Source organism: Myroides odoratus, assembly GCF_001549985.1.
Taxonomy (GTDB): Bacteria; Bacteroidota; Bacteroidia; order Flavobacteriales; family Flavobacteriaceae; genus Flavobacterium; species Flavobacterium odoratum_A.
On the sequence record NZ_LROZ01000002.1, the window covers coordinates 1 to 17,425 of the forward strand.

A 17,425-nucleotide genomic window follows, 5' to 3' on the forward strand; every position below is an offset into this window, starting at 1 on the left:
GTAATTACAAAATGACCATATTCAATTTTATGATTACTATCAGTAATAGTACACACAAACAAATAACTATCCTTAGATACTTGGCGGTAATGTACTAGCGAGCTTAATTCGCTATAGACTGGAGTAGCTGTATTTAGAAATGTTTCTAAATTATCTAAAACTAATTTTTTACTTTGTACATCCTCTCCTTGGAGCTTAAAGAATTTCTCAATTCCTTCTAACAATCGATCCATGATAAAAACACCTGGCACAATAGGATAATTATCAAAATGTCCTTTGCATTGTTCGATTGTAAAAGAAGGGATTTGAATTTTAAAATAAAATGGCTCGATTAAATTCACCAGTACGTCCTCCTTTATTGGAGAACTTTCTGCAGGAATTTTTTCTGTATAAAAACTGCTGAAAACATCATTAAAAGCATTTTCATCAAAAATAACATATTCTAGTTCAGAAGTATAAAACAATTGATTTTGATTATTCAAAACATCTACTAAAACTTTTCCTTTACGCTTTGAAAATGAAAAAGGCTTAGCACAATACTTTAATCCATCCTCTACAATAGTACTATTGATTTTTCTTATTCTAATTTTTTCAGCTAAGAAAAATGTTTTAGAAGAAATATCCATGGCTGTCAATAAAGAGATACTTCCCAATGATGCAACTATTTGCCCTATCTCTTTGAATCCTCTCAATTGACTATCTGAGCTATTTGTAGTACTATACTCTACTGTAGATGCATTCCTTACCAAATTATCCATTGGAAATAAATAAGGGTAATTCTCCCCGATGTAGTTATATAAATGTTTCATATTACAACTAATTTTGTTTAATAATATACGTACAATCTATATTTGAATTTTCGTCATAAAAAGATTGAGGTACTTGTATTTCTATATCACTTAATTGAAGATAATCTTTGATTCCATCTAAAAAAGCGATTAAAGTTGGAAAGGTTAAATATTGATCAATTTTATATTGTTTAGCAGCTCTGTGATAACGATCAACACCTTTCAAATTAATCACAGCATAATCTGAAGTATATTCTTGCACCTGAAACTTGAACTCCGGACTCGAGGTGTAAATAGCAGATATAGCGACTAAAACCATTGACCTGCAATCTCGATCCATAGTAGCATCTTTAATTAATGCTTGCTCTGCTTTTGCTTTACCAAGATTGTAAAATAGTTTATCAGAGTGCAAACGTATTTTATCTACTCCATACTGCTCTCCTATGGAATGTAATTGCAAAGCATAGAATTGAGAGGTAATATTGGATAAATTAATCGCTAAATCTGATACGGTTGCAGGAAGATATAAGTCAATTAATTTCTCTTTAATCTCTTGTGAAGGATATTGATCATCTCCTCTTAAAAGACGTAATTCTTCAAATAAACTTTTTTTTTCTTTCATTGCCACATGTTTTATTATTTTATTTTTAAGTTAAAAACAACATTTATACTTATAAAAGTACAACAATAAATAAGATTATAGATTAAAATAATAAAAATTTAATTAATTTTATCCTAAACCTATTATTTAGGATTAGAGATTTACCTATACTCCATAGTGACTCCATAGTGCGTCCATAATGAGTCCATAATGAGTCTATTAAAAAAGGTTTTCTTATAGACACACTAGGGATGCACTAAACAAGTATTATATAGGCATACAAAAGAAAATAATCCAATTTTACTCTTTTCATCAAAGAGTCGCTAAGCTTTTTTTAAGATGGTATGCAGTATGAGAATGTTTACTGTTCAACAAGGCTTCAGGAGTGCCACTGAACACTATTTCCCCTCCATTTTTACCTCCATCAGGCCCCAAGTCGATGATCCAATCACTTGCGGCAATCAAATCTAAATGATGATCTGCAATAATAACTGAATTGCCATTATCGACCAGTATATTTAGCAACGCTAATAATTTTTTTACATCTGAAATATGAAGTCCAATACTCGGTTCATCCAAGATATACCAATTACCTGTTTTATGCAGTTCACTACCGAGTTTGATTCGCTGCTTTTCACCTCCTGATAAAGTACTCAACGTTTGACCTAAAGTCAAATACCCTAGTCCCACTTCTTGCAAAACCGCAAGCTTCGTTTGAATACTCTTTTGAGGAAAAAAATCAAGACTTTCACTAATAGTCATTTCGAGAACTGCTACAATATTTTTTTCTAAATAGTGATACTGAAGTGCCTCCTGACTATATCTTTGTCCTTGACAATCCTCACATTTTATGGCTATGGGATCCGCATACACCATATCCGGTACAATTTCACCCTTTCCGTGACACGTTGGACAAGCTCCCGTAGAATTAAAACTAAACATCCCCACTTCGACGTTATTTGCTTCAGCAAATAATTTGCGAATGGCATCCATAATTCCAGTATAAGTAGCTGGTGTAGAACGAGAATTTGACCCCACTATATGTTGATCAACGACAATCGCATTCAACGATTGTTTGATTAACACCTCATTCAACAAGGTACTTTTCCCAGCCCCTGCAACCCCAGTAATACACACCAAAACCCCTAAAGGAATAGCTACAGTAATATTTTTTAAATTGTGTATTGCTATATTTTGAATCTTCAAAAAATCGGTTGGTTGCCTTGGGTTCTGATTCAATGCTGGTTTTTGTTGGAGTGCAATTCCTGTAATCGTTTTCGACTGTAACAATCCTTTTACATCGCCCTGATACACAATTTTTCCTCCTTCTTTACCTGCCAAAGGTCCTACATCAATGACCCAATCAGCCAAGACGATAACATCTCGGTTGTGCTCCACAATCAGCACCGTATTGCCTTTATCTCGTAATCCCAGTATCATTTGATTTAAACGTTGGATGTCTTGAGGATGTAATCCAGCACTCGGTTCATCCAAGATGAAAGTAATATGGGTCAAACTACTGCCTAAATGTCGAACTAATTTTAATCGTTGTCCTTCTCCTCCAGATAGGGTATCACTACTTCTACCAAGACTGAGATAACCAAGACCTACATCAACGATTCGCTGTAATCCTTCGATGGCAGAACTAGCCAAAGCTCTTCCTACAGGTTCTTGTATTTGTTTCATTATTGGAATTAACTCACTGATTTCCATATTGAAATAATCACCAATACTGTACCCATCAATTTTAGAAGCCAATGCTTTCTCATTTAAACGCCCCCCATTGCAAACGGGACAAGTAGCTTCATAAACCAAGGTGTGGATTTCGGCTTGCAAACTTTTTTTCAATTGGCTAATATCGCGATTGATCCATAAACGATTAAAGCGATTCACAAGTCCATCATAAGCAACAAGCGTGGAAGGTCTTGTAACCGCATTTTCTACTTTTACTTTAAATCCTGAGGCATACAACAAATCATACCATTCCTTTTCGGTATACTCCTTTAACGGTTTATCATTGTCAAACAACCCCGACCAACCATACATATTCCATTGCCAATTCCCCACGTTAAATGGGGAAAATTGAATGGCTCCTTGATTCAAGGATTTATCTTTATCCAGCAATTTATTCAAATCTAGTTGTATTTTTTTCCCAATACCACTACAGGATAAACACATGCCTAGTGGATTATTAAAAGAATAAGCTGAGGCAGCTCCTGCAATGGGAACTCCAACTCGAGAAAACAACAATCGAATAAGCGGTAGAATGTCCGTTAATGTACCAACAGTAGATCGGATATTGGCTTGAATGGGCTTTTGATCGACAACAATAGCCGTAGTCAAATTTTCAATCACATCGCTTTTGGGTCGTTCATATTTGGGAAGTCTACGACGAATATACAACGGAAACATCTCATACAGTTGTCGTTGTGATTCAGTAGCGATTGTATCAAAGACAATCGAAGATTTACCAGAACCCGATATTCCTGTAAAAACCACTAGTTTTCCTTTAGGAATATCCAAATCTATATTTTTCAGATTATTCTCCGTAACTCCTCGTAAAATAATAGGTGTAATAGTATTTTTCATCAAAAACAAGTTTGCTTTCCCTACAAGGTACAAACAATTCAAGCGAATCACAAAAACAACACAACGAACCCAATACATGAACCGATTGATATTCTCCCGTGACCAGGTAGACCTCCAGCTCATAAAAAGGGCAATCCGGACAGGAAATCCTATCAAAGGATGCTCCTGACAATTTCTTTCTTAGTGCACAAGGAAAATCACAGCTTAGGTGAGGCGATTCAAGCCGCTTACAGGCAGATTAACCTTGCTGTTGAGCATTTCATCGCCTTGGAACTAAAATCCTTTACAAGCAATCCTAATTTAGTTCATTTGATGACGAAGAAGAATAAAACGAAGGTTAACGATTTAATTTACCTTGATACTGTTCTAATACATCCCATATTCCGTAGAAATCTTGGCTTCCTTTTTGTCCGGAAAATGAGGTATTCAAAATTAGAATACGACCTATATTGTGTTTTGGATCAAAGAACATCATAGAAGCAACTCCAGGATCTCCTCCAGTATGGCCGATGTAACCTGAAAATCCAAAACCAATACATACACCAACATTATAACTTTCATTATATGGGTTATTGACTTCTCTGGCTATAAAATTAGCGTCTTGTAATTGTGGATGAAAAAACGCCTGGTAACTCTCTTGATTTAATAGGGTTCCTTTTTGATTGTATCCCTTTATTAATTCCGTTAGAAACAGACTTAAATCATGAACAGAGGTAATAAGTCCGCCATCAGGATAGGTTATGAGATGGTAAAACGGGCATACTGTTCTTGCATCTGCATACAGTTTAGCATGATTTTCAAATTTTACCTGCGCAAAACTCCATCCAGAATCCTCCATGTTTAAAGGTTCTAAAATATACTTTTTAGTAAAGTCATCAAATCGTTCCCCTGTAGCTTGTTCTAAAACAAAAGCAGCTAATGTTGTACCAATATTAGAATATTCATACCTCGCTCCTGGCTTATACTCAGCATATGTATCCTTTGTATTCCATTTCGCCCCTGGCTCCAGTATATTTTTTAAGAACTCCTCTATTGAAATAATAGAATCAGCAGGATTAAAGGTTTGCATGTCATCAAAAACTAAATTCGACGCTACAGCAGGTTCTCCTTCTTTTAAAATGTAGTTCTTGCTTAGGTAAAACTCATTGTCTACAATACCTGAAGTATGCGTAGCTAAATGTCTAATTGTAATTACCTCTTTGGGATAAGATGGATGGATTACTTTAAAAGGCAGATAGTTATTGATTGGATCATCAAGCTTTAACTTTCCCAATTCCTGAGCTTTTAACAAAGCAACGCCTACAAACACTTTAGAAACGGAAGCAATATTTTGAATGGTTTTGTTTGTATAGGGAATCTTATTTTCAACATCTGCATATCCAAACCCTTGCTGATAAAGCGTTCCTTTATCATTGACAATTGAAACCGCAAATCCATTAAAATCACTTTGCTTGTAGATTTTACTAATAGCTGATGAGAGTGAATCCATATCAGATCCCTCCTGTTCTTTTTTCAATGAAGTTTCCTTCTTACATGAAGTTGAGAGTACAGCTAATAAAATGAAAACAATTATTTTTTTCATATCAGTTAAAATCTACTAGGTACTTTTGAAATCCGATAATTGAACGCTTTGCTTTCCAGCATAGCGCTACTACCTTCTATTACAGCCCTATTTATTCCCTAACAATAATAAACATTTCATTCCAAATACCTTCCATTTTTTTCCAATTACTTCCCTATGCTAGGAAACAAAAATCTTTTTATAATTATTTAACTTTACTATGTTATTTAGTAAACTCAATTCTTTCAATTAATACAGAAAACCATTAATTAACTTAATTTCAGATTTTTAATTTCTAAAAACACAAAAACAACCTATCAAAACAACATTCATTAGTTCCCAAATGTACCCGCATATTCCGAGTATCAAAGGATTCCCCCCGTTGTATGCCGATTAAATTTTTGTCCTCACATATTTTTCTAGATATCTTTACGTTTTATAAATAAATGATTCAGACTTTATATATGCGAATAGAAAAATGTACTCAAAAATTTAATGAATGAAAAAAACAATTATTTTATCTGCCACCTTACTAACATTTACTTTGTCAAGCTACTCACAAAGCGACACAAATACAATCGAAAACCAATTTAACACATTAATCAGTCAGTCTAATAACTGGCAAAATTACAAGGTAGTAGAAAAAAATAAATTACAACAGGTACAACAAAACGTAAAGGATTCGATTCACCTTTTACAAACAACAATACGACAAAATAAACGTGCTCTTATTGAACAAAAGACCTCTATCGATTCCTTATCCAATCAATTAAAGGCACTTCAAAAAGATCTAACCCTTGCTGTTGATCAAGAAAACAATCTTAATTTTATAGGGATTAGCACCCATAAAAGTACATTCAAGACGATTGTTTGGTCTATTATTCTTATCCTACTCTTAGCTTTAGGTATTTTATTTACTCAGTTTAAAAAAAGCTTTACAGATACAAAAGATGCCCGTAAAAAGCAACTAGATGCTGAAAGCGAGCTAGAAGAATACAAAAAATTAGCGTTGGAACGCGAGCAAAAAATTAGACGCCAGCTTCAAGACGAACTCAATAAGAATAAACGCAACTAATACACCCGAAACAAAAGCATATAAAAGCATCCATTTTATTTACTAATTCATTAGGAGCCAGTTATCCATTGGCTCCTAATGAATAATAGTATACACTAGCAATACTTTTCTCTTTCAAACCTCACAAACAATACACTCGCTTCCTCTATCGAAAAAGAAGAGAGTCTTCAAAACACGATAAATTAATATTTTCAGTATCGATGTGATAGACAATTTCACATTTTAAAAAAAATTCAAAAAATCTTCAAAATTGCCTCCTAATTTCGAATTGCATTAGTAACCCATTCAATCCAATTAGGTATGAAAAAGCATAGTTATCAAGTCGTTGTTTGTGTATTTTTATTATTCATTTGCGCGTCTTGCAAAAATGATGATGATAATCCCACTTGCCACTTGCAATTAAACGTTAGCTTGCTTGATTAAAAGCTAGTCTCATAAAAAAAAGAGACTTGTTTTGCAGTTTAATTCGGTGTCATGAGCATTTCGCATGTCCTCCACTATCGCAGGTCGGCTGCATCAACAGTTGTAATATGCTTCAGGGATGCTGACTGATTTTTTTGTCATTTGCTTCAATTGATTGGCAAATTGGTCAAAAAAATACGTGTCTGCCGTAAAAACGTAGAGGTAATCATGCGTTTTAAAATGAACAATAAGGTCAGCATATCCAGCTCCTTTTGCAGGGAGAACATTCTGGAAAGTGAAGTTTTTAATCTTATCCAAATCGAGGATCAAAGCAGTTTCCAATCCGGCAAATCCAATTGTATTGGTCTTGTGATCCACCCAAATACCGCTTTTATTCCCCTTTATTTCTTTTATCTTGGGCGGAATACGCTTCACTTCCTCCCTATCCTTATACCCTACTTGGAGGTCTAAGCCAATCGAAAAAGGTAAAAACGCAGCTAATTCCATTATATCTTCGTAAGTCGTGTTCTCTAAAAAATAATCATAGTCTCGTTTGTTGTAGAAATGAAGAGAGGTACTGCCATCATCATAGCCATGCTCCTTATCATAGGTATAGCAAATCGAGGCACTAATTCCTTTTGCCAATACAAATTGCAAATAACATTGATCTTCTCTTTCATAGCCATATGCATCCATATCGATTGCATCATCAATCCAGAGCTCACGCAACTGTTTGTAGCTTTCATCCGTATTAGTTTCATCATATATCGATACAAAGTACTCTTGGACTGGAAGCGCAGCACTGCTTGGATTGGCATAGACTTCCAGTTGATCAATACGGATGCCTTCTACCCGAACCGCATACTTAAATCGCAAGTATTTAGAACCATAATCCGTAAAATAAGCTTCTACTACCCCTGATGCCTCCAATTGTTCATAAGTAATATCCCAGGAGATCATTTGCTTAGGTGTCGTATAGACTTCATATCCTAAATCCCCATCAGTCAAATACTCCTCTAAGATGTGGTAATTTTGAGCGTGTTTCTTCGCCCAAATCTTCACTTTATCATCTTCAACCTTAGCTTTACACACAGCATAGAAGGTGGCATCATCAAAGTGAAACTGATGAGATAACTCTTGGTACACCATCTCAAATCCCTTCAGTTCAGTGGAGATATAATGTTGATGATCTGCAAAAACAAACAAATATGGCACATGCCCTAAAATTTGAACATAGGCATATTGCAAGTTACCAATTGCCAGTTGTTCAATCGTTTCTCTGTCCTTGTAAAAAAGGATTTCTTTCTCTATCCAAGTTTCTTTACTATCCATCTCCTGTTTCTTTTACTCTATGGTTCTACAAAGTTAACTATAGCGCCTTCGCTTTAAAACAAAGACAATCTATTGTTTTTTATGTTGTACTTCCTTTTGATTCGAATTACATCCAAAATAAAACAATTGTCACGTACCAAGCACTCACTAAAATCAGTGACTTTACCGCACTTATTTGAGTTCTGCTTCCTCTACTGCTTCTATTTTTAATCATCAAAAAATTAGGGTACCACGCTTAGTATCACTTGGTAACCTCGACTTGCTATAAAGGAAATCCTTTTTGTGCTTTAAAATACTGGTGACCTAAAGGTAACCTCTATTCTGTTTATGGTCTCTTTTAGAAACTAGGAAGCCCTAGCTTTGCTTGCTAAATATAAATAATACCAAATATGAAAAAAAATAGACCAAACGCCCTAACTTTTATCCCCTTACTTCTATGGTTCTTCGTCAGTCAAACCCTAGTCGGGCAACATTCTTTTTACAGCATCCAATTGGGGGATTATAAAGTAACTGCCCTAAGTGATGGCAGTGTAGATATTGATGTAGATGAATTATTTGATGCGCAAGAGGGATTAAAAGCTAGCGATTTAACAACAAAAGCATTCTTGCAAAACCCCGTAGAAGTCAGTATCAATTCCTATCTCATTCAATCCCCAACCCAAACGATTCTAGTTGATGTAGGTGCAGGTGAGCTCTTTGGTGCATCAGCAGGAAAATTAGTACAAAGTCTACATGCGTATGGACTCCAACCCGAGGATATTACGGATATTTTGATTACTCATATTCATGTTGATCATGCTGGTGGATTAGCACTAGACAACAAGAGAGTCTATCCCAATGCTATCATTCACATCAATGAAGTAGAATTCACCTATTGGTTAACAACCATGAATAGTGATGAGGCGAGAAATACCTTATCAGCAGAACAAAAAAAGATTGTAGTAGGTGTTCAAAACGCAGTTTCTCTATATCGGGATTCCAATCAAATTGCAACTTTTAAAAACCAAATCGGGCCACTCTTCCCTCATATAGAAGTACTCCCTACAGTAGGCCATACCCCTGGTCATACTGTCTATGTCCTACATAGTCAAGACGAGCAGATCTATTTTTGGGGAGATTTAGTCCATGTCGTAAGCGTTCAGTTTGAAGCCCCATTCCTGACGAATCACTTTGATGAAGATCAAAATCTAGCTAAAAGTGTTCGCAATTCGTTTTACCAGCATATGGCACAAAAACAGTCCTTAATAGCTGGAGCCCATCAATCTTTTCCTGGTTTTGGTCGAATCCGCCAAATGGATAATCACTATGAATGGATAGCTGTTCCTTACAGTGTCACAGGGCGTACAAAATAGAGTCTTTACTCTTCTTACTTGTACCCTTCCATATTGTATTTTTGATTCCACAGCGTAAGTTGATTCAATATTTTAAGCAGTTCAATGCCTTTTTCGGTCAACTGGTATTCCACGCGTAAGGGGACCTCATGGTAGGCCGTACGAATAACAATTTCATCTTCTACCAATTCCTTTAATTGCTGCGTCAATACTTTTTTAGAGATAATTTCTACTCGAGCAAATACTTCTCCAAAACGCAGCGTTTTGATTCCTATGGCATAAATAATAATTGGTTTCCATTTCGTTCCAATAGTAGCCATGGTACGAGTCATAGGGCAATTGTGACAGATAAATATATCGTTTTTCATTGGATTTATTTCTACCAGCAAGATACGAACAAAATAAAGGCAAACGCAATATGATTTACGCTCCTGTGTACTCGATGACGCAGTAGTCCAAGGACTACAAATTAAAAAAAGCATTGTAGTGTTCTACAATGCTTTTTCTATATAAACGATGAAATTTTCAATAATTAATTCAGCTTCCAATTATATCCCACACCTATTGCGATTGGTAATAACTCGTTATCTATGGACACACAGCTACGTCTTTAACGTCATCATAATTATCTATCGACTTTTTATAACGGATAGGTACTTAAAATGCAGCGCTAATTTTATTTTCTTTTCAGCCAAATAAACAACTAGATTTCCATAGTGAAACACGCTATAAACCATTCCTTACCCTAGTTTCTGTAGCTAAACTAGCCCAAGAACTTTAGTACTGTACTAAATTCTTTATGTTAGGTAAAAATGCGCCATGAATACAAAATACTTCCCTTACCTCTTCAGGACGGATCTCTAAGTTTTCAAAAGCGGAGTTATCACTCACAAGAAATAAATTTCCATCTTCCGTATACTTCTTGAAGCGATAACATAAAATCCCTCTATTTTCAACCACAAACACATAAATTTGCCACGGTAAAAGTTCTTGGAGCTCTATTTTTTTCACTAAGACATAAGAGCTAACTTTAACCGTAGGAAACATATTTTCTACGCCAATCTGAAAAGCCATATCAACTTCTTCAGCAATTGGAAAAACACAAGAAGGAGAGGTTCCACAGCATTTTTCTGGATTCAAGAAATATTCGATATGATGATCAACAGAAATCATTTTTACGCGTCGATCATCAAGATTGATATTTAAAATAGCATTGGGCTGTGCAAGAAATAAGTCGTTTAAATCAATTTTGTATTTTTTACATACTGCTATAATTTTATCATAGGCCAATGTTTCCCGTTTTTTCCAGGTTGATAATGTATTTGGTTTTATTTCCAATACTTGAGCTAGTTCTAAATCACTTTTGTATCCAAGTAGCTGTTTTAATCTTGTAATTACTTCGTTTACATGTACCATTGTTTTCCGTTTTTAAAAGCATTCGTTCTATCCATTAAAAACAACTATTGTGCCAAAAAATTCTCATATGGCCACTTTTTAATAAAAAACCATAAAAAAACACCCCTTTATTCAACGAACATCAACTGATTTTTTCGCGAAAACTCCCACTCTAACACCCCCTATATTGCACTTTTTAGTCTAAAAAAAACCTTTGTTTTCCAGTTATATATTCGCTAAATAAACCTACAACTAGGCCTCTATGACTTGCTTAAACTAGTTGAGCTGGAGCCCTCCTTCCAAAGATTAACATGCTTTCTCGTTTACAAATGAGGTTGGAATTTCTAATTTATCCCATAAAAAAATCCACAGTAGCTTTTAAATGCTCCTGTGGATTTTTTACTTTGTTTCCTTTATTTTTTATTCCTTCTTTTCCATATTTATTCTAAGTGAGATACTTAATCTTCCTTATTGTGGTTGACCCAAATCAAACGAGAAACGTCATAACCTACCTCTTGAGCTAATGTGAGATACTGCTGTTTAACCGTTTCAGGTATAGTTTTTTCTCGGGACAAAATCCAAAGGTAATCTAAGCTTTTTCCCGCTACTAATGCATATTGGTAATCGGCATCTAAGGCTATTACATTGTAACCGGAATAAAAAGGACCAAAAAAACTAACTTTAAGTTCAGCTACATGCTTATTTCCTCTAAATTTAGCAAGACCTTCTGCTTGTTTCCATTCTTTGTCCTTGATGTGAAAACCGCGGTTGATCACTAGTACATTTCCATCCTCATCCAAACTATACGATGCAGTGGTGTTGTCCAAATCACGTTCGAAATAAAAGTCAAAACGCGCAATTTCATACCAAGTTCCTAAATAACGCTCCACATCAAAATCTTCCACAGCGTGCGCTTTCTCAGGTATGGAACGCCCACCACAAGAAAATAAAGCGAAAGAAAATAGAATCAATAAACTTCTTTTATAATATGTAGGTATAGTCATAAGGGTATCGTTTCTTTCAAAGATAAAAAAATCAAATACAGCAACCTATATTAATTAGAATTATTTTAAATAACATATTCAACCAGATGGCAAGACCTCTTTTTCTCCTTTCCAAAAGTAAAACCCCCATTTTTAGGGATGTTTATTTCCTAACAAAAGGGTACTTTTACCTGTAGCAAAAACACCCAAAATAAATCCAGATTCCCCCATGACTGCATTACACAAACTAGAACAAGAATTAGATATTCAATACCCAGCACTCTATACCAGATTATATGCTGATGGTATGTTGGATTTTGGTCCAACAGGGATACATTGGGCAGAAATCACGTTTCCAAAACTCAAACTAAACCCTCCGCTTTTACTCTTTGGGGAGGATATTGAAATTTGGGATCCTGTTGCATATAAGGATGGAATTTTAGAACTCAAAGACCCTGAGGTTTATGAAATTGCAACACACTACCAATTCATCCCCTTTGCAAAAAATGGCACAGGTGATTTATATGTTTTTCAATATGACTTACAAAATGGGACAGATATCCCGATTACCTTCTTTCCTCATGATGATTGTGAAGCTGAAGTAGTCGCAAAAAACCTCCAAGATTTTATTTTCAGACAATTACTAGAAGCAACTCGAGAGATTGACGATTATGCGATGGTATTTGAAGAGGAAGAAGAAGCAATCAAACGCAATTTACAACAGCAATTGCGCACCCACCGCCCCTATTTAACAGATCGACAAGTCCTGTTATTAGAAGAAATCTACAAAAGAAAGTTGGTTGCATACACGTATAAATTACCCAACGGAGGTCAACAAAACGCGGAAGGACTAACTACTTTTGATGAAGTAGAAGCCCTCTTACAACGCGAAATCAATTTCGAACACCTCAACAAAACCTTTGATTATACCGTTTAATAAAACAACCATCTCTTCATCCAACTAGGGTTATGAAAAAACAGCATACAGTAAAAATAGTCGGCATCCTACTTAGTTTATTCTTGGGAAGTACAGCAAAAATTCAAGCACAGGAACATTTTATAGGCCCTTCGATTAGTTATCAATATCAAAAGGGAAGTATTCTTAAAACAGGAATTTACTATGCTACTAATTTCAACTCCAATCACATCGTAAAATTGGACGCTACGGCAAACTTTACTTGGATTCAAAACAAGTACACTGTGATTCCCGAACTAGCCGCTACCTACTATTCAGCAATGTATTATATCGGTTTTTTTGGTCGAGCTGAACTGACCCCTTATACTATAAGTCCTAAAGTAGGACTCTCTTTATTTACTTTTTTTGAAATCGATTTAGGATATGGGTTTTCGATTGCAGATAAAACCGATTACCGTCCGATAAAAGGAGTTACTACTTCAATACGATTTAATATTCCCTTGAATAGCAAATTTTAGTCTTCTACGCTAGAAATCTAACCTGCACTTGTGTTTTATTTAGTTGCATTATTCCTTCACTCCATACAACAGTATTCGCTTAAATGCATATAAAGCAGGTAATTGAGTAAAAGTTTGTGCTATTTCTGCTTGAAAAGCCGATACAAACGCAGTCTTTTCCTCTTCTTCTAATCGTTCCAGATAAGGAATCAAAGCTGAACCTGCAATAAATTCAAATAAGATAGTATGATCAGGCGCAATGATAGGATAAACCCGTTGGGAGATATTCAATTGACGCAGTCCTTGATCAAACATAATTTGAGCATAAGCATCCAAGCTCAATACGGGTGATGGTCTATTCCAACCGTTTAATTGCGTTTTAAAAGGCTCCGAATCTGCAAGCTGATACAGCAATTTATTGAGTATATTTTCTGATTGACAAGGCATTTGTACAGCAAATTGCCCTCCTGTATCCAATTTTGAAATCAGTTGGGGAAACAATAGGTCATGCTGGTCTGACCATTGTAGAGCAGCATTGCTAAAAATTAAATCCCAAGTCTCTGATGTTGAGGCGAATTCTTCAATAGTCTGTTGTTTAAACGTGAGTCTAGCGGATTGCAAGGGCTGTGCTTTTGCAAGCATTTCAGCAGAAGAATCGATACCTGTAAAGTGGACGTGCTTCCATTTGTCTGTTAACAAGGCTGTTTGCTCTCCCGTTCCACAACCTAGATCGACCGCTTTTTGAATACTCGCTTCTTGAATTTCTTTACTTAAATCGAAAAATGGCAAAAAACGAACGTCTTTAAATTTATTGTATTGAGTTGGATCCCAAGGCATATGATGTGTTTTTAAATGAGAGATAAAGTTACGTTATCTCATGCACAATTAGGCCTTTAATTTGGCAAAAACACGGGGTGATTAATGTGAATCTGGAAATTTTTCAAGGGGAATACTGTCTTTTTGGAAAGTCGTAAAATTGTTGCAGCACTTGCCTTGATCAGACAGCGACTTTGACTTTTTTATACCCCCTACTGCAAATCTATTTTTTTGTGATTCGATAAGTGCAACGATGTGCTCCTGAGAGGATATACTCAACGCGTTCCACTTGAAAATCAGGGCCGATTAATTGTCTAAAGTTGTTTAATTCACTGCGACAAAATCCTTGACACACCGTTGCTGCTGCACAAATAGGACAATGATTTTCAATAAAAATATAGCTGTCGCCCTCTTCCTTTTGCCATTCAGCCATATACCCTTCTTGTGTTCGTATTGTTACCAGCCGATCCAGGAACTCATCTATCGAATTTGGATCACCAATCACCGTTTCATAGTGTTGATATACTTTCTTTTCTCGGTCAGTAATGAGTAAATCCAACGCATTCTCACCAAAGAGCTTTCTTACAGCTTCAATCATTTCAACCGTAACCTGAGCATGTGTATTGGGAAATTTAGCTAACCCTTGATCGGTCAGGCTATAATATGCAATTGGTCGTCCGACTCCTTCGCTTTTAAACGCAGCTGACACCAATCCTTCTTTCAAAAGTTTTTGTAGCTGTAAGCGGGCGCCTTCTTTTGTAATTTCCAATTGATCTGCAAGATCAGCGGCTATCACTTCCCCTCGCATTTTCAATTGCATCAAAATTCGGTCAGTTGAACTCTTTTTCATTTACCAAATAAAATATTGTTTTATTATCCCTACAAAGGTATTCTTTTTTTCTAGCATCGTACCAATACCCCGTATAAATTGAATTATTGAAGATTATTTCTTTTCACTACATTTTTAATTAAACAAGTAAAAACTTGTTTAATTAAAAATTACGACTACTTTTGTACAAGCGTTTAATTCAAAACATAAACCATGAGTAATTTTAATTTACCCGCTCTTGCTTATGCATACGATGCATTAGAGCCTCACTTTGATCAAGAAACAATGAAGATTCACCACAGTAAGCATCACCAAGCGTACGTGGACAATTTAAATAATGCACTAGCAGGAACACCTAATGAAACTAAGAGTATAGAAGAAATCTTAGGCAATATTAATGCGTATGCTCCAGCAGTGAGAAACAACGGTGGAGGTCATTTCAACCACACCTTATTCTGGAGTATCCTCTCTCCTACTGCTCAACTTGCGCCAAAAGGAAAATTAGCGGAAGCGATTGTACAAACTTTTGGAAGTCTTGAAAGTCTAAAAGAAGAAATTAAAAAAGTAGGATTGAGCCAATTTGGTTCAGGATGGGCCTGGTTATTTGTAAAAGCAGATGGCACATTGGCTGTAACTGGAACGCCAAATCAAGATAATCCACTTATGGATACCAACGGAGCAAACCAAGGATATCCAATTTTGGGTGTTGATGTATGGGAACATGCATACTACCTAAAATACCAAAATAGAAGAGCAGATTACCTAGATGCTTTTTGGTCTGTATTGGACTGGTCACTTGTTGAGCAACACTATAATACGGCTCTTGCAAACCTATAATAAATACGAGTAGTCTTGTGGTTAACCATAAGGCTACTTTTTAATCTCAATTCCCCATGGCAACAGATACAATCGTAAATAAAGTAGCCGCTTCAGGCATCATTGCTTTCGACCTCATGATGCATGAACCCACCATTGAAGTAGTAGGATTTGATCTCAAACCTTTACTTTACATGGAAATGATTATCAAGGAAAAAGAATTTAGAACTGCCGTTGCTCAGGTTGATTTTTCTAGCTATCGCAATAAAGCAGTAGCTGTTTACTGCTCTGTTGACGCAATTATTCCGCAATGGGTATATATGGTTATTGCAGACAAGCTATACAGTGAAACAACCCTTTTTAAGTTTTGCACACCAGAGGCACTTAAACTTGAATTATGGGAATCTAATGTACAACAGGCAGACATAACGGACTATCACAATCAAAAAGTAGTCGTACGAGCCAATCCAGACATCCACCCTTCACTCTATATGACGGCATCCAAAAAATTAAAACCCATCGTAAAATCACTACTCTATGGGGAAATTGGAATGCCTAAAGTAATTTTTAAATAATACCTCAACACATGAAAGCCCTCATTTTTACAGGCGCCTTGGAACGAAGAGCAGACTCTACTTCTGAGCGCTTATCTCAATATTTGAGTGATGAACTCACCACAATGGGAATCGAAACGTCCCTATTTAAAATAGCTGAATCAGGTATTCCTCTCTTTGATATTACCTCAATGCGAACACCCAATGCCGTAGAATTAATGAATATACAGTTTCGCGAAGCCGATATTCACCTTTGGCTTACACCTCTTTATCACGGAAGTATGACAGGTGCAATGAAAAACTGTTTTGATTGGTTGGAAATAAGTGCCAAATCTCCCGCTCCCTATTTAACCGGAAAAACGGTGGGATTGGTATGCTGGGCAGATGGTGTTCAAGCCATGCAAGGAATCAATGCGATGGACGCCGTTGCAAAAGCGTTACGCGCATGGCCTGCTCCTTATAGTGTAGCCATCCAACGAAGTGAACTCTATGTGGAAAATGGATCCATCAATCCAAAATATCAAGAACGCTTCCGCACTCTTTTACAGCTTATCACAAAAAAAGACTAGCAGTATGGCAACCATGATAACGGATCAATGTATCAATTGCGGGGCCTGTGAACCAGAATGTCCAAATAACGCAATATACGAAGGTTCAGATGACTGGCGCTACAGAGAAGGAACCGCGCTAAAAGGGAGGATAACATTACCAGATGGAACGGAAATTGATGCAGATGAATTTCAGGATAGTATAGCAGATGATATCTACTATATTGTTCCAGGTAAATGTACAGAATGTAAAGGTCACTTTGGAGAACCCCAATGTGCAGCAGTTTGTCCTGTAGATTGTTGTATTGACGACCCAGATCACGAGGAAAGTGAGGAAGTATTACTACAGCGTTTTTCTTTTTTACAACAGCAATAAATGCCAAACAATAAGC

Annotated in this window: 18 protein-coding genes; 8 read left to right on the top strand and 10 right to left on the bottom strand. The window is 36.0% G+C overall.

The window, feature by feature from the left end; translation table 11 throughout:
- The 4 genes from AWV75_RS03200 to AWV75_RS03215 all read right to left on the bottom strand — a co-directional run.
- Positions 1 to 809: hypothetical protein (locus tag AWV75_RS03200; RefSeq protein WP_060873005.1), on the bottom strand; the 809-nt coding region annotated here is incomplete at its 3' end.
- Between the two features lie 7 nt (positions 810 to 816).
- Positions 817 to 1,410, bottom strand: coding sequence for a hypothetical protein (locus AWV75_RS03205; RefSeq protein WP_060873006.1), 594 nt, complete (start codon positions 1,408 to 1,410; stop codon positions 817 to 819).
- Between the two features lie 291 nt (positions 1,411 to 1,701).
- Complete coding sequence (locus tag AWV75_RS03210) at positions 1,702 to 3,978, bottom strand: excinuclease ABC subunit UvrA (RefSeq protein ID WP_060873247.1); 2,277 nt, start codon at positions 3,976 to 3,978, stop codon at positions 1,702 to 1,704.
- Positions 3,979 to 4,315: 337 nt separating this feature from the next.
- Positions 4,316 to 5,560 (bottom strand): serine hydrolase domain-containing protein, encoded by a 1,245-nt coding sequence (locus tag AWV75_RS03215; RefSeq protein WP_060873007.1) that lies wholly within the window; start codon positions 5,558 to 5,560, stop codon positions 4,316 to 4,318.
- 478 nt (positions 5,561 to 6,038) lie between these two features.
- On the opposite strand from AWV75_RS03215, the gene AWV75_RS03220 reads away from it, so the two are divergent.
- A complete protein-coding gene (locus AWV75_RS03220) occupies positions 6,039 to 6,614 on the top strand; it encodes a hypothetical protein (protein ID WP_060873008.1) in 576 nt (191 codons plus the stop codon).
- Positions 6,615 to 7,130: 516 nt separating this feature from the next.
- Here AWV75_RS03220 and AWV75_RS03225 read toward each other — a convergent pair.
- Entirely contained in the window at positions 7,131 to 8,348 is a 1,218-nt protein-coding gene (locus AWV75_RS03225) for a hypothetical protein (RefSeq protein WP_060873009.1), read from the bottom strand.
- Between the two features lie 389 nt (positions 8,349 to 8,737).
- Between AWV75_RS03225 and AWV75_RS03230 the strand changes: the two genes are divergently transcribed.
- Positions 8,738 to 9,700 carry an MBL fold metallo-hydrolase gene (locus AWV75_RS03230; RefSeq protein WP_060873010.1) on the top strand — a complete coding sequence of 321 codons (963 nt, stop codon included), beginning with the start codon at positions 8,738 to 8,740 and terminating at the stop codon, positions 9,698 to 9,700.
- A 14-nt stretch (positions 9,701 to 9,714) separates the two neighbouring features.
- On the opposite strand, the gene AWV75_RS03235 is transcribed toward AWV75_RS03230, so the two are convergent.
- From AWV75_RS03235 to AWV75_RS03245, 3 genes are all read right to left on the bottom strand, one after another.
- Complete coding sequence (locus AWV75_RS03235) at positions 9,715 to 10,047, bottom strand: winged helix-turn-helix transcriptional regulator (RefSeq protein WP_231737967.1); 333 nt, start codon at positions 10,045 to 10,047, stop codon at positions 9,715 to 9,717.
- Between the two features lie 409 nt (positions 10,048 to 10,456).
- Positions 10,457 to 11,095 (bottom strand): LexA family transcriptional regulator, encoded by a 639-nt coding sequence (locus AWV75_RS03240; protein ID WP_060873012.1) that lies wholly within the window; start codon positions 11,093 to 11,095, stop codon positions 10,457 to 10,459.
- 437 nt (positions 11,096 to 11,532) lie between these two features.
- Positions 11,533 to 12,078, bottom strand: coding sequence for a lipocalin family protein (locus tag AWV75_RS03245; protein ID WP_060873013.1), 546 nt, complete (start codon positions 12,076 to 12,078; stop codon positions 11,533 to 11,535).
- Between the two features lie 208 nt (positions 12,079 to 12,286).
- Here AWV75_RS03245 and AWV75_RS03250 point away from each other — a divergent pair, with 208 nt between their 5' ends.
- Positions 12,287 to 12,994: an SMI1/KNR4 family protein gene (locus AWV75_RS03250; protein WP_060873014.1), complete on the top strand. Its 708-nt coding sequence runs from the start codon at positions 12,287 to 12,289 to the stop codon at positions 12,992 to 12,994.
- Positions 12,995 to 13,026: 32 nt separating this feature from the next.
- Entirely contained in the window at positions 13,027 to 13,491 is a 465-nt protein-coding gene (locus AWV75_RS03255; RefSeq protein ID WP_060873015.1) for a hypothetical protein, read from the top strand.
- A 48-nt stretch (positions 13,492 to 13,539) separates the two neighbouring features.
- Here the strand turns inward: AWV75_RS03255 and AWV75_RS03260 are convergent, their stop codons facing one another.
- Together AWV75_RS03260 and AWV75_RS03265 are read right to left on the bottom strand one after the other, a co-directional pair.
- Entirely contained in the window at positions 13,540 to 14,307 is a 768-nt protein-coding gene (locus AWV75_RS03260; protein ID WP_060873016.1) for a methyltransferase domain-containing protein, read from the bottom strand.
- Positions 14,308 to 14,509: 202 nt separating this feature from the next.
- Positions 14,510 to 15,094, bottom strand: a complete 585-nt coding sequence (locus AWV75_RS03265; protein WP_231737969.1) for a helix-turn-helix transcriptional regulator — start codon at positions 15,092 to 15,094, stop codon at positions 14,510 to 14,512.
- Between the two features lie 234 nt (positions 15,095 to 15,328).
- Here AWV75_RS03265 and AWV75_RS03270 point away from each other — a divergent pair, with 234 nt between their 5' ends.
- The 4 genes from AWV75_RS03270 to AWV75_RS03285 are packed head-to-tail and all read left to right on the top strand — an operon-like array spanning position 15,329 to position 17,409.
- Complete coding sequence (locus AWV75_RS03270) at positions 15,329 to 15,952, top strand: superoxide dismutase (protein ID WP_060873018.1); 624 nt, start codon at positions 15,329 to 15,331, stop codon at positions 15,950 to 15,952.
- Positions 15,953 to 16,008: 56 nt separating this feature from the next.
- Positions 16,009 to 16,506 carry a DUF2480 family protein gene (locus tag AWV75_RS03275; RefSeq protein WP_060873019.1) on the top strand — a complete coding sequence of 166 codons (498 nt, stop codon included), beginning with the start codon at positions 16,009 to 16,011 and terminating at the stop codon, positions 16,504 to 16,506.
- A gap of 11 nt (positions 16,507 to 16,517) precedes the next feature.
- The gene (locus AWV75_RS03280) at positions 16,518 to 17,054 is read left to right on the top strand and encodes an NADPH-dependent FMN reductase (RefSeq protein WP_060873020.1); all 537 of its coding nucleotides are present in this window, start codon (positions 16,518 to 16,520) and stop codon (positions 17,052 to 17,054) included.
- Between the two features lie 4 nt (positions 17,055 to 17,058).
- Complete coding sequence (locus AWV75_RS03285) at positions 17,059 to 17,409, top strand: 4Fe-4S dicluster domain-containing protein (protein ID WP_060873021.1); 351 nt, start codon at positions 17,059 to 17,061, stop codon at positions 17,407 to 17,409.
- Positions 17,410 to 17,425: the final 16 nt, after the last annotated feature.

Bases quoted from the DNA above. Each gene is read 5' to 3' on its own strand.
- AWV75_RS03230 (WP_060873010.1), top strand. From the start codon at position 8,738: ATGAAAAAAAATAGACCAAACGCCCTAACTTTTATCCCCTTACTTCTA.
- AWV75_RS03255 (WP_060873015.1), top strand. From the start codon at position 13,027: ATGAAAAAACAGCATACAGTAAAAATAGTCGGCATCCTACTTAGTTTA.
- AWV75_RS03245 (WP_060873013.1), bottom strand. From the start codon at position 12,078: ATGACTATACCTACATATTATAAAAGAAGTTTATTGATTCTATTTTCT.
- AWV75_RS03225 (WP_060873009.1), bottom strand. From the start codon at position 8,348: ATGGATAGTAAAGAAACTTGGATAGAGAAAGAAATCCTTTTTTACAAG.
- AWV75_RS03260 (WP_060873016.1), bottom strand. From the start codon at position 14,307: ATGCCTTGGGATCCAACTCAATACAATAAATTTAAAGACGTTCGTTTT.
- AWV75_RS03205 (WP_060873006.1), bottom strand. From the start codon at position 1,410: ATGAAAGAAAAAAAAAGTTTATTTGAAGAATTACGTCTTTTAAGAGGA.
- AWV75_RS03250 (WP_060873014.1), top strand. From the start codon at position 12,287: ATGACTGCATTACACAAACTAGAACAAGAATTAGATATTCAATACCCA.
- AWV75_RS03285 (WP_060873021.1), top strand. From the start codon at position 17,059: ATGGCAACCATGATAACGGATCAATGTATCAATTGCGGGGCCTGTGAA.
- AWV75_RS03235 (WP_231737967.1), bottom strand. From the start codon at position 10,047: ATGAAAAACGATATATTTATCTGTCACAATTGCCCTATGACTCGTACC.
- AWV75_RS03210 (WP_060873247.1), bottom strand. From the start codon at position 3,978: ATGAAAAATACTATTACACCTATTATTTTACGAGGAGTTACGGAGAAT.
- AWV75_RS03215 (WP_060873007.1), bottom strand. From the start codon at position 5,560: ATGAAAAAAATAATTGTTTTCATTTTATTAGCTGTACTCTCAACTTCA.
- AWV75_RS03240 (WP_060873012.1), bottom strand. From the start codon at position 11,095: ATGGTACATGTAAACGAAGTAATTACAAGATTAAAACAGCTACTTGGA.
- AWV75_RS03220 (WP_060873008.1), top strand. From the start codon at position 6,039: ATGAAAAAAACAATTATTTTATCTGCCACCTTACTAACATTTACTTTG.
- AWV75_RS03275 (WP_060873019.1), top strand. From the start codon at position 16,009: ATGGCAACAGATACAATCGTAAATAAAGTAGCCGCTTCAGGCATCATT.
- AWV75_RS03270 (WP_060873018.1), top strand. From the start codon at position 15,329: ATGAGTAATTTTAATTTACCCGCTCTTGCTTATGCATACGATGCATTA.
- AWV75_RS03265 (WP_231737969.1), bottom strand. From the start codon at position 15,094: ATGCGAGGGGAAGTGATAGCCGCTGATCTTGCAGATCAATTGGAAATT.
- AWV75_RS03280 (WP_060873020.1), top strand. From the start codon at position 16,518: ATGAAAGCCCTCATTTTTACAGGCGCCTTGGAACGAAGAGCAGACTCT.